The organism is Paenibacillus sp. GXUN7292 (assembly GCF_050864975.1).
Taxonomy (GTDB): domain Bacteria; phylum Bacillota; class Bacilli; order Paenibacillales; family Paenibacillaceae; genus Pristimantibacillus.
The window spans coordinates 36,641-49,180 of sequence record NZ_JBOZWO010000015.1 but is presented as its reverse complement, the minus strand read 5'-3'; the positions used below and the strand labels follow the sequence as shown (position 1 = coordinate 49,180).

Sequence of the window (12,540 nt, the reverse complement as noted above, 5' to 3'; positions counted from 1 at the left end):
ATAAAAATTGGACTACAACAGCGGTCGGAATCCCAATCTTGATCGCAGTGATACCCCTTTCTATTGCTTGTTGCAACTATCCACAATTAATCGACAGTCTCATACAGTGTCTTATTTGATCAAAAAGGGTCTCCGGACTGACATTAGTTCACATATAGCGCATCAGATCTTCGTTACAAAATCAAAACAGCCAAATCAGGCCAAATAGCGCCATGAGGATTCGTTAGAATCAGAAGTAGCGTATTTGCTGGCCACAAAGCGTACTGCTGTTACAAACAGCGCACTGCTAGCCCAAGTTTGCCAATCGGCAATGCAGCAAAAGCCCCTAAAGTAACAGATCTCAAAGCATCGTTAGTTTAAGTTAATAGCTTGTTACCGCTTATAATCATCCTGCTGCTTCCACTGCAGCATTTTGCTTTGAAATTGCTTCGGCGAGCAATCATTGTATTTTTTGAACATTTTATAAAAATGGGCCATATTTGGCATTCCGACACGATCGCTGACTTCCGCAATGCTTAAGTCCTTCGTCAGAAGGAGACGTTCTGCAGATTTCACTTTGCGGTAGTTGACATATTCCGTGAAGGAGAGCCCCAGCGTTTTTTTGAAATATTTAACGAAATAATAGTAGCTCATATTGGCAATCTTGCATACTTCCTCTACCGAAATGCGGTCATGCAAATGCTGGTCAATATAATCGAGCACAGGCTTAAGGCGTACTTTATCGAAATTGTCTTGCTCCAGCAGCACTTGACGATTGTCGTTTCTAAGCAGAAGCAGAAGCAATTGTTTGATATGGATACTGACGGCCAGCTCATAGCCCGGTTTTTTCAGTTGTGTTTCTTCTAATATTTGCATAATAAGCTGAGATGCTGCTTTTTTTACCTCTGGATACTGCCTAAATATATAGTTTGCCTTGCTTAAAGGCATATGCGTTTCTGAAAAATATTTCAAGTAAGAGATTGAGCTGTGGTCAAAAAAGTTTTCCAGCTCGAATTGCAGCACGATATAGTCACAGGAATGCAGCGTACGGTCACGATGCAGCTCCGAGGCACCGATAAGCACAATATCGCCTTCATTAAGCGGATAAGTTTCTTCCGCGATAGAAACATCAAGCTCGCCTTCTATAATGAGAAGCAGCTCCAGCTGCTTGTGATAATGCCAGTTGATGTAGTTGCCGCCGGCTCGCTTCGTGCGGAAAATGCGAATCGATAATAAGGGATTTTCATAGGGCACCATTTCATTGAACGCTTCCATCTTCATTTCCATATCTCCCTTACCGAGCAGCTTTGCGAATAAATTGATGAACGACCTCAGAGAGCACCAGACCAATCGCTATTGCCCCTGAAATGAGCAGCACCTGAGTGCCAAGCTGCAGGGCGATATCATATTGATCCTCGACGACATTGCGCATGGCGTTATAAGCCAGCCTGCCGGGAACCAGCGGAATAATGCCTGATACGTTGAACAAAATGATCGGCGTTTTTAAGAGCCGGGCAAAAATCTGGCTAATTGCTGTAACACAAAACGCTGCAAGCATAACTGCCGCAATGGGATTAAGGCCCAGCCATTCTTCACCGGCAATAAAGACGAGCCAGCCGCCCATACCAACTGTACCGCAGATTGGCAGCAAGCGCAAAGGCACATTGAATATAAGCCCAAAAGCGGAGGTAGCAATAAAGCTCATCAGAAGCTTCAATATAATATCCACAACGCGCTAACTCCTTTCTGCCAAGTAAATGATTTCGTCGTTCTTTGAAGTGAACAATTCTAAAAAACAAATAGTACAGCAGCGATGCCTGCTCCGATCGCGGATGCCGTCAGAAAGGCTTCTGCTCCTTTGGAAATTCCAGATACTAAATGGCCGGCCATAAGATCGCGTATAGCATTTGTAATATGCAAGCCGGGCACCAGCGGAATTACGGAGCCGATTATAATCGTATCAAGCTGCGAGGCAAGTCCCATATGTACGACAGCAACGGCAAGCGTTCCGATTAGCAAAGCAGCGATAAACTCAGCAAAAAACTTAATTTTTATAGAATCATGTAAAAGATTAAAACAGCTGTAGCCTATCCCGCCAATTATAAAAACAGGGGCCAGCTCGTACCATGTTCCGCCGGACATATACAGAAAACAGGCGCTGGCGACAGCAGCAGCTAGTGTCGTGAGCCAACTGGGGTAATCCAGCTGCGCCTTGTCAACATGCTGCAATTGCTGCAGTGCTTCATGATAATCCAGCTCGCTGCTGGCTACTTTACGCGAAATATCATTCACGATCGCGACCTTTTTTAAATTGTTGGATCGGTTAGAGATCCGCACTAGCCTGGTAACATGGGAGGAGCCGTCTATCGCGAACAGGATCCCAGTTGGCGTAACGAAGCTATGTGAATTATGATGCCCGTAAGCGGCGGCAATACGCATCATCGTATCTTCTACACGCTGAGTCTCGCCACCGCTTTGCATAATGATTTTGCCTGCCAGCAGGCAAAGCTTCGTAACTGCTTGTGTATCTGGCTGGACAGCTGCGTCTGAAGAAGTGAGGTCCGGCATCATCTATTGCCTCCGCAAAGCTTGGAATTGTGCGCGTATTTGCTTAAGCAGTGCTTCGTTCGAGCACACGTCATAAGCTGTGGCTGCCAGAAGCTTGGCTCCAAAAATCATTCGTTCAAGCGCCTGCTCTGTCATGGCTGCATCGCGAAACTGCTCGGTATGAAGCAAAAAGCGTTCCTCCACGATTTTGACATAGGGATGAATAGCCGGACAGCGAGTCGATACGTTGCCAAGATCAAGCGAGCCATGATCCTGGCCTTCCCCAATTTCCTCCACAGGAACGCCCATCTCCAGCAAGTTTTTTTGAAATTGATCGGATAGCGCTTCATTTGTAATCAATTCATCATAAGACAGCTCATAGTGATTCATGCGAAGCTCGCAGCCGGATTGCAAGGCAGCGCCCTCTGCGCATTTCTTTACTTTAGCCGTAAGCTCATTCGTATAGGCCCGCGAAGCCGAGCGAATATAAAATTTAGCGGACGCATAGTCCGGAATAATATTGGGTGCACTGCCGCCTTGATCGATGATGCCGTGAATTCTCGCGTCGGATTTCGTCTGCTGGCGCAGTGCATTGATGCTGTTGAACAGCTGCAGCACACCGTCAAGCGCATTGACTCCTTCCTCCGGGTTAGCCGCTGCATGAGAGGCTTTGCCGAAGTACTCAAATTGAACGGCATCGAGCGCGAGCGAGGTGCCTGATCGTTCGAACTGATAATATGGATGCGCCATTAGAGCAAAATCGCATTCGTCGAACAGACCTGCTTCGGCCATCGGCACTTTGGCGCCCATCGTTTCTTCTGCCGGCGTGCCATACACTTTAATTTTGCCGCCTGTTTCATTCAAAACAGATTTGAGTCCGACAGCAGCCGCGGCACTCATTGAGCAAATCAAATGATGGCCGCAGGCATGGCCGATTTCAGGCAAAGCGTCGTATTCACAAAGCAAGCCCACTGTCGGACCCGGCCGATTGGAGTCATAGGTGGCTATAAACGCAGTCGGCAAATTAAGCACACCGCGTTCGATAGAAAAATTATGGCCTTCAAGTGTTTTAATCAATAAGTCAGAAGCGAAAAATTCTTTATGGCCCAGTTCAGGCCTGCTCCCAATTGAGCGGGAAACCTGCTTGAATTGTTCGGCATTTGTATCTATAGCTTCCATTACAATGTTCTTGTTAGACATAGGCTTATCCTCTTTATCCTCATAATAGTCACGCTTCTATTATAACATATTCCCTTTTGCAATTATTTTTACAATCCCATAACATGAATCTCGTTTTGGTTTAATGAACTAGTTCTATAGTAATGGTGTCACTAACAATTAGGGAGGTCAAAGTACTATGGCAATTGTAGTGAAACGGCCAAATCAGTCAGAAATTGCAGCTGTAATTGAAATGAAAGGCTCAACCCAAGCAATAGCTTCAGCAAACAGAAAAAAAGATGAAGAATGGGGCTCTTACATAAGACAACCCTTGATTGCTCCGCCCGAACTTTCATGCAGGGAGGCTATACAACTATTCCGGCAAAATCCTGAAAGTGAATGCTTGGTCGTATGTACGCCATTATACAAGCCGCTTGGGATATTAATGAGACCCCGTTTTTTTCTAAAACTGGGCCAGCGGTTTAGTGCCGAGCTGTGGTATGACAAGCCGATTGAAGCTTTAATGGATCAGCAGCCTTTAATCGTAGATGCGAAAGAGGAGCCGCAGCAGGTCATTAGCAGAGCTTTGCAGCGCCAGGAGCATATTTTATATGACTGTGTTCTGGTAACTAGCCAGGAAAGATTGCACGGAATATTAACGGTATCAGATTTACTTAAGCTTTCTAGCGCTTTGCAAGAAAAAGCTATTTTAGGACAAATCGCTGTCATTGCATCCGCCGAAACCGGCTTGCAGCAAATCAAGGATGTCATTTCTGAAGTGCATCGATCTGCAAAACAGGGCGAGCAGCAGGCCATCGCGATGTCTGAGTTGATGAACAGCGGCCGAGGCGAGCTTGGAAAGGTGACAGATGTTTTTCAATCCATTTTGTCAAACGCGTTGGTGCAGCAGGAACAAATGAAAAATTTGCAGCAGGAAGCGGGAGCCATTTATAAAGTTACCGATTTAATAAAAGGACTGGCAGAGCAAAGCAATCTTCTTGCAGTGAACGCATCTATTGAAGCAGCGCGGGCGGGTGAGCATGGAAGAGGGTTTGCGGTCGTGGCAGAGCAGGTAATGAAGCTCGCTAATGAAACAAAGCAGCTTGCTAATGGAATTACTAGAATAACGAAAGCCGTTATACATGCGATAGAAGATACAGCAGCCGCAGTAGAGACGGGCAAGGATGAAACGATGGCAAGCCGGCAGTTTGTAAAAAAGACGGAGACTGTATTCGATCAGCTGATGAATACAGCCCATCAAAACGAGGAAAGCGGCAGGCATATCGGCAAATTGGCTGAGCATTCCTATCAGCATGCCGTTCTAGTAGCAGATGAAATGGAAAAATTGAGAGCTTCCTATGAAAATTGATTAACAAATCGCAATACTTTTAACACTGCATTTACAAAATCAGAATACTTCATTAACAAACTGTTAGTAGTATTAGAAGCGTAGGAACGATAAAAAATATTAAACATTCAATTCAGAGGAGTGGTTGTTTTGGTTAAGAGAAAGAAAGCAAAAGGGATTATTCTAGCATCGGTAGCGGCTATTTTGCTGCTTACATCAGCTTGTGGAAATAAAACGGACAGCGGGGATAAAAATCAGGGAGCAGCAACTACAACACCTCCTTCAGCTACAGCGCCGGCAAGCGAAGCGCCAAAGGTTGAAACTGCGAAGCTTAAAGGTGAAATTTTGGTAGACGGCTCCAGCACAGTATTCCCATTGACAGAAGCAGCTGCAGAGGAGTTTGGCAAAGAGCATCCTGATGTGCGTGTACCGGTAGGCGTTTCCGGAACAGGCGGCGGCTTTAAGCGTTTCTGCGCAGGTGAAATTGCAATTGCAGATGCATCACGCAACATTAAAGATGAGGAAGCAGCAGCATGTGCGGATAAGGGAATCGAGTTTACTGAGCTTTCTGTAGCATACGACGGACTATCTGTAGTTATTAACAAAGATAATGATTTTATCGACTACTTGACTATTGAAGAACTGAACAAAATTTTCGTAACGGAGTCTGGCGTTAAAACTTGGAAAGATGTTCGCGACACATGGCCGGACAAAGAAATTCTAATGTTCTCTCCTGGTGCTGATTCTGGTACTTATGATTATTTCAACGAAGCTGTTCTTGACAAAAAAGGTATTCGCAACGACAAAGCGATCGTATTCAGCGAAGATGACAATACGCTAGTTCAAGGCGTTGCAGGCAGCGAGTTCGGCATTGGCTACTTCGGTTTTGCTTATTACGAAGAAAACCAAGACAAGCTGAAGGTTGTTCCAATTGACGGCGGCAAAGGCGCAGTAACTCCATCTTACGATACGATCAAAGACAGCAGCTATTCACCGCTTTCCAGACCATTGTTCATCTATGCTAACAATGCAGAGATGGCACGCCCTGAAGTGAACGAGTTTTTGAAATACTACATTAACAACATCGGCGCAATGGCTGGCGAAGTTGGTTACGTAGCATTGCCGGATGAGAAGTACAAAGAAGAAGCAGCTAAAATTAAATAACGCACTTATAAGAGGCGAGAAAAATGTGATGCAAGATGTGATGCCTTATCGGGCATCACATTTTTCTCGCCAATGATGTTAAAGATTTGTAAAAGGGTAAAGAGGAGGCCGTCCAATGACGCAGCAAGCCGAACCGTCCAAACTGGGAGCTAGTGCACCTAGCCAGCCATCGATTGGTCGATTTAAGAATGAGCGTGTAAGCATAATCAACAAAGTAATGCCTGTACTGCTTTTTCTTTGCGCCAGCGTATCCGTTCTAACGACGATTGGAATTGTCGTCACATTAATTACGGAAACATACAGCTTTTTTAAAACTATTCCGATTGCAGACTTCTTATTCGGCACCAAGTGGTCGCCATTAATTCCGCCAAAAAGCTTTGGCATATTGCCGCTGTTATCAGGCACCTTGCTGATTACGGTTATCGCGTGTTTAGTTGCTGTTCCGATCGGTCTTGCCAGTGCTATCTATCTATCGGAATATGCACCTAAACGCGTGCGCAATATTGTAAAGCCGATACTGGAGGTTCTGGCCGGTATCCCGACGATTGTATATGGCTATTTTGCACTAAGTATTGTAACTCCGATTATTCGAGATATATTCAGCTCTGCAGGAACGTTTAACGCATTGAGCGCTGGTATTGTAGTAGGTATTATGATTATCCCTATGGTTTGCTCCCTTAGTGAGGATGCGATGTCCGCGGTACCAAGATCACTTCGTGACGGCGCATATGCGCTGGGCGCCACAAGATTCGAGGTTGCGCTTAAAATAGTTGTGCCTGCCGCTTTGTCCGGCATTGTGGCATCGGCCGTGCTTGCTTTCTCCCGTGCGATTGGCGAGACGATGATCGTTACTTTGGCAGCGGGCGCTACGCCGAATATGACAGTGAACCCGCTGGAAAGTATTCAGACGATGACTGCTTATATCGTACAGGTCAGCTTAGGCGATACACCTCATGGCTCTATTGAATATGGCTCGATTTTCGCTGTCGGCATGACTTTGTTCGTCATTACTTTCTTGCTTAATATTGTTGCCCAATATGTTGCAAAACGATTCAGAGAGGAGTACTAGGCATGAGTATATTTCAAGATGCAAATCGCAAGCAGATTGCTCAACGCCGCCGTATAGACTGGATGCTGCATTTACTATTTGTCGCGGCAACCTCGGTCGGTGTCATCGCCCTGTGCGCCTTGCTGATTGATATTGTTATCGATGGTATAGCTAAGGTTCAGCCCCAGCTATTCACCGAGTATCCATCGCGTAAGGCAGCAGCTTCCGGTATGAAGTCTGCATTCGTAGGAACGATCTACATGCTTTGCATTATGGCCCCGCTAGCTTTCGTATTCGGTGTCGGAGCGGCTATCTATCTGGAGGAATACGGCAAGAAAAACCGCATTGCGAAGCTGATTCAGCTTAATATAAGCACATTGGCAGGGGTTCCTTCTATCGTATACGGAATATTGGGCCTTGCCTTGTTTGTCCGCCTTCTATCCTTAGATAGAAGCTTGCTTGCAGGGGCTCTGACCATGACGCTGCTTGTCCTGCCAATTATTATTGTCGCAGCTCAAGAAGCGATTCGCGCAGTGCCAAGATCAAGACGCGATGCTTCCTTTGCACTGGGAGCAACACAGTGGCAAACTGTCTCACGAGCCGTGCTGCCATCGGCTATGCCGGGTATTATGACAGGTGTCATTTTGGCTATGTCACGTGCGATTGGAGAAACTGCTCCGCTAGTAATGATCGGAGCCCTGACTTATGTTGCCTTTTTACCGAATAGTATTATGGATTCTTTCACGGTCATACCGATTCAAGTATATAACTGGATATCCAAGCCACAGCCTGAATTTAAAGAGCTTGCAGCCGGCGGCATTATTGTGCTGCTCGTTCTACTGCTGCTTATGAATTTTGCGGCAATTCTGCTTCGCAACAAGTATCAGAAAAATGTTTAATTACAAAAAGATGGAGGGAACGATATGGACGCTCTCATAAATATCAAAAATTTAAACTTGTATTATGGCACTTTCCAGGCTTTGAAGGACGTTTCACTGACTATTCCTGAAAAGGCGATAACTGCGTTTATTGGACCTTCCGGCTGCGGCAAGTCCACATTGCTTCGCACGCTTAACCGCATGAATGATATGATTCCCGGCACGAGAATTGAAGGTCAGCTTAAAATAGGCGGGACTGAGATTTATTCCAATGAAGTGGATGTAGAGACGCTTCGTAAAAAAGTCGGTATGGTGTTCCAGCAGCCAAACCCTTTTCCTAAATCCGTATATGACAATATCGCTTACGGTCCAAGGCTTCATGGCATCCATAACAAAGCTAAGCTCGATGAAATTGTAGAAACAAGCTTGCGTTCTGCAGCGCTTTGGAATGAAGTGAAGGATTATTTGAAACGGTCCGCTTTTGGTCTCTCTGGCGGTCAGCAGCAGCGTTTGTGTATAGCGAGAGCACTCGCGGTCAATCCGGATATTTTGCTTATGGATGAGGCGACATCAGCGCTTGACCCGATTTCCACCTTGAAAATTGAAGAGCTTGTACAGGAGCTGAAAAATAATTATACGATTGTAATGGTCACACACAATATGCACCAGGCTGCCCGTGTTTCGAATCAGACTGTGTTCTTCTTAAATGGCGAGGTTGTTGAGTATTCGGAAACGGAGAAGCTGTTCTCTAATCCGGTTGACCAGCGTACAGAAGATTATATAAGCGGACGTTTTGGCTAAGAGGTCTCTAGTATTTTAAAAGCGGATTAAAGAGTGCTTAAATCTATTGTTTGGGGGAGTGTTCATAATGATGACAGTGCGCAAGGAATTTGATTCTGGTCTTGAGCAGCTTCATAATTTGATTGTACAGATGGGGAAATTTGTAGAAAATTCACTTGTAGAAGCGATGGATTCATTGCTTAAGCAAAATGTGCGGATAGCAGAAAATGTTATAGCAAAGGATTCAGAGCTTAATCAGATGGAAGAGCAGATTATGGATTTGGGCTCGCGCTTGATCGTTACTCAACAGCCTGTTGCGAAAGATTTGAGACGTATTTTATCTGCCTTCAAAATTGCCAGCGACTTGGAGCGTATGGGGGATTTATCGGTTAATATTGCCAAGGTTGTTATACGGCTTGAAGGACAGCCGATTATTAAACCATTGATTGATTTGCCGCGCATGGCGGAAATAGTAGGCAGCATGACGAATGAGTCGATTCAAGCGTTTGTGCAGGAGAATGTAGATCTGGCTTATAAAATGGCAAAGGATGACGATACCGTTGATGCGCTTTTCGGGCAAATTATGCGTGAGCTGAACATGCTGATGATGGAAAATCCGCGCAATATTGCCCAGGCCTCGCTGCTTAATGTAGTTGGCCGCCATATCGAACGCTTTGGTGATCATGCTACCAATATTGGCGAGAGCGTCGTTTATTTGATAACCGGAAAGAGACCGGATTTGAACACATAACTATGTATCATCCTTAACTAGGGACGTTCAGCGTTTCTTCTTGACTAGAAAAAATTAGAATTTGTTAAAGATGGGTTTTCAACAGGCGAAGATGCTTGGGGATAGCCCATTTTGTGTTATGATAGTAAAGTAGGCATTAATTAGGCGAGGTGTTGATCGAATATGAGTAAATGGATGTTAATAGATGGTAACAGCATTGCCTATCGGGCATTTTTTGCAATGCCTCCGCTAACCAATTCAGCCGGACAGCATACAAATGCTGTTTATGGCTTTACAACGATGCTGCTTAAGCTGATTGAAGAGCATAAGCCGACACATATGCTGGTTGCATTCGATGCTGGCAAAGTAACGTTCCGTCATGAAGGCTACAGCGAATATAAGGGCGGCCGTCAAAAAACACCGCCGGAGCTATCCGAACAATTCCCGATGCTTAAGCAGCTGATTGATGCATTTGGCATTGCGCAATATGAAATTTCAGGCTATGAAGCAGATGATATTATTGGAACTTTAACGAAACAGGCGGATGAAAAGGCTATTCAGGCGATCGTCGTGACGGGAGATAAGGACATGCTCCAGCTTGCCTCCGACCAAGTCACTATTGCGGTAACCCGCAAAGGGGTGAGCGAGGTTGATCTGTACACACCTGCAGGCATCGATGAAAAGTACGGGCTTACACCGCTGCAGATCATCGATTTAAAGGGGCTTATGGGAGATGCATCAGACAATATTCCAGGTGTTCCCGGTGTCGGCGAGAAGACCGCGCTTAAGCTGCTTCATGAGCATGGATCGGTAGAAAATGTGCTTGGCAGTCTTGACCAGCTTAAAGGCAAGCTCAAGGAAAACCTGACGAATCATAGCGACGATGCAATTATGAGCAAGAAGCTTGCTACGATTTATCGCGAGGTGCCGATTGAAAAAGGCGAGGCTGATATTCAATATGGCGGATATGAGCAGGAGAAGCTGGCCGAGGTTCTTCGCAAGCTTGAATTCAAATCGCTGCTTGAACGGCTTGAGCTTAGCAGCAGTGCAGGAGCATCGGCAATCGAAGCAGAGGCTGCAGCGGATGAGCTTGCAATTACAGTAGTGGACGAGCAGCAAGCTGATGAGCAGGTTGCTCAATTGGTTAAACTGCTAGATGAATCGGAGCAGCATGGCTTATATATTGAGGCGATTGGTGAAAATCCGCATCATGCTGGGCTGGCCGGAGTTTCTGTCGCATTTGAAAAGCATGTATTTGTTGTTCCAAATGAACTGCTTGCACATGATGCATTAGCCGGGCTGCTTGCTTGGCTCGCTGATGAATCCAAGCCTAAATACGGCTATGATTTGCATAAGGTCGAGCTGGCCTTGCAATGGCATAATATGAAGCTGGGCGGAATGGCGTTTGATGTGCAGCTTGCCGCTTACTTGCTTGATCCGACGGATGGCAACCAGGTGCTTAGCGGCATTTGCGATAAGATGGGAATTGCAGGCATTCCGTCCGACGATGCTGTATACGGCAAAGGAGCCAAATTCAAGCTGCCTGAAGGCGAGACGCTGTATCGCCATTTGGCGATAAAGGCTGAAGCTGTCCGAAAGCTGACACCGATCCTTACTGCCGAGCTGGAGCGCACTCATATGAGCAAGCTTTATTTTGAGCTCGAGCAGCCGCTTTCTCGCGTGCTGGCAGCGATGGAATATCAGGGCATAGCGGTTCAAGCTGATGAGCTGTCCGCACTGGGGGAGCAGCTGGATAAACAAATTTCGATTATGGTAGAAGAAATTTACAAGCATGCAGGCGAGGAATTCAAGATCAATTCGCCTAAGCAGCTTGGTGAGATATTGTTTGAAAAGCTCGGCTTGCCTGCCAAAAAGAAAACAAAAACGGGCTATTCCACAGATGCCGAAGTACTAGAGGATCTTGCGCCTTATCATGAGATTATTCCGCTGATTTTGAATTACCGCCAGCTTACCAAGCTGCAATCTACTTATGTAGAAGGCCTGCTGAAGGAGGTACGCAGCGAGACTGGCAAAATTCATACGTATTATCGACAAACGATTGCTGCAACCGGACGTCTCAGCAGTCAATTTCCTAACCTGCAAAACATTCCAATCCGCTTGGAGGAAGGACGCAAAATAAGAAAAGCTTTTGTGCCGTCCGAGCCGGGCTGGTTTATATTAGCAGCAGACTATTCGCAAATCGAGCTGCGAGTGCTGGCGCATATTTCAGGCGATAATAATTTGAAGGAAGCTTTTATTCATGACATGGATATCCATACAAAAACCGCAATGGACGTGTTTGGCGTAACTGCCGAGCAGGTGGATGCCAATATGAGACGGTCAGCGAAAGCAGTTAATTTTGGCATTGTATACGGCATAAGCGATTTTGGCCTGTCACAAAATCTTGGTATTACAAGAAAAGAAGCGGCTTCCTTTATCGAGCAGTATTTCAACGTTTTCAAGGGTGTAAGAAATTACATGGACAATATAGTTGCACAAGCCAAACAGGACGGTTTTGTAACGACATTGCTGGAGCGCAGAAGATATTTGCCGGAAATCAAGTCCTCGAACTTTAATCTCCGTTCTTTTGCTGAGCGTACAGCGATGAATACGCCGATTCAAGGTACCGCAGCGGATATAATCAAGCTGGCGATGGTGCAAATGGATGAAATGATTAAAGAACGCAAGCTGAAAAGCCGCATGCTGCTGCAGGTGCACGATGAGCTTGTATTCGAAGTGCCGGCCGATGAGCTGGAACTGATGAAGGGCTTAGTGCCTGAAGTTATGTCAAGGGCAATCGAGCTGGATGTGCCGCTGCGCGCTGATGTGAGCTTTGGAGAAAGCTGGTATGAAGCCAAGTAATATTAGTGTTAGTCAAAATGAAAAGAACTGCCTGCCGAAGGCAGCA

11 protein-coding genes are annotated in these 12,540 nt (G+C 45.8%); 7 read left to right on the top strand and 4 right to left on the bottom strand.

Annotation, left to right across the window (positions count from 1 at the left end; genetic code table 11):
- Positions 1-372: 372 nt before the first annotated feature.
- From ACRRU2_RS14030 to ACRRU2_RS14015, 4 genes are read right to left on the bottom strand one after another with little or no spacing between them, the layout of a single operon-like run.
- On the bottom strand, positions 373-1,260 hold the full coding sequence (locus ACRRU2_RS14030; protein ID WP_331698539.1) for a helix-turn-helix domain-containing protein: 888 nt from the start codon (positions 1,258-1,260) through the stop codon (positions 373-375).
- A gap of 13 nt (positions 1,261-1,273) precedes the next feature.
- A complete protein-coding gene (locus tag ACRRU2_RS14025) occupies positions 1,274-1,708 on the bottom strand; it encodes a threonine/serine exporter family protein (RefSeq protein WP_331698538.1) in 435 nt (144 codons plus the stop codon).
- Between the two features lie 59 nt (positions 1,709-1,767).
- Entirely contained in the window at positions 1,768-2,550 is a 783-nt protein-coding gene (locus ACRRU2_RS14020) for a threonine/serine exporter family protein (protein WP_432502508.1), read from the bottom strand.
- Positions 2,551-3,726, bottom strand: coding sequence for a M20 family metallopeptidase (locus tag ACRRU2_RS14015; protein WP_331698536.1), 1,176 nt, complete (start codon positions 3,724-3,726; stop codon positions 2,551-2,553).
- A 157-nt stretch (positions 3,727-3,883) separates the two neighbouring features.
- On the opposite strand from ACRRU2_RS14015, the gene ACRRU2_RS14010 reads away from it, so the two are divergent.
- The 7 genes from ACRRU2_RS14010 (at position 3,884) to polA (ending at position 12,494) form a co-directional block, all read left to right on the top strand.
- Positions 3,884-5,053 carry a methyl-accepting chemotaxis protein gene (locus ACRRU2_RS14010; protein WP_432502505.1) on the top strand — a complete coding sequence of 390 codons (1,170 nt, stop codon included), beginning with the start codon at positions 3,884-3,886 and terminating at the stop codon, positions 5,051-5,053.
- 129 nt (positions 5,054-5,182) lie between these two features.
- Positions 5,183-6,196 carry a PstS family phosphate ABC transporter substrate-binding protein gene (locus tag ACRRU2_RS14005; protein WP_432502502.1) on the top strand — a complete coding sequence of 338 codons (1,014 nt, stop codon included), beginning with the start codon at positions 5,183-5,185 and terminating at the stop codon, positions 6,194-6,196.
- Positions 6,197-6,413: 217 nt separating this feature from the next.
- Positions 6,414-7,265, top strand: a complete 852-nt coding sequence (pstC, locus tag ACRRU2_RS14000; protein WP_331698549.1) for a phosphate ABC transporter permease subunit PstC — start codon at positions 6,414-6,416, stop codon at positions 7,263-7,265.
- 2 nt (positions 7,266-7,267) lie between these two features.
- Entirely contained in the window at positions 7,268-8,143 is an 876-nt protein-coding gene (pstA, locus tag ACRRU2_RS13995; protein ID WP_331698533.1) for a phosphate ABC transporter permease PstA, read from the top strand.
- A 24-nt stretch (positions 8,144-8,167) separates the two neighbouring features.
- Complete coding sequence (gene pstB / locus ACRRU2_RS13990) at positions 8,168-8,923, top strand: phosphate ABC transporter ATP-binding protein PstB (protein WP_331698532.1); 756 nt, start codon at positions 8,168-8,170, stop codon at positions 8,921-8,923.
- Between the two features lie 70 nt (positions 8,924-8,993).
- Positions 8,994-9,653, top strand: coding sequence for a phosphate signaling complex protein PhoU (gene phoU / locus ACRRU2_RS13985; RefSeq protein WP_331698548.1), 660 nt, complete (start codon positions 8,994-8,996; stop codon positions 9,651-9,653).
- A 162-nt stretch (positions 9,654-9,815) separates the two neighbouring features.
- Positions 9,816-12,494 (top strand): DNA polymerase I, encoded by a 2,679-nt coding sequence (gene polA, locus ACRRU2_RS13980; RefSeq protein ID WP_432502499.1) that lies wholly within the window; start codon positions 9,816-9,818, stop codon positions 12,492-12,494.
- The last annotated feature ends 46 nt before the right edge of the window (positions 12,495-12,540 follow it).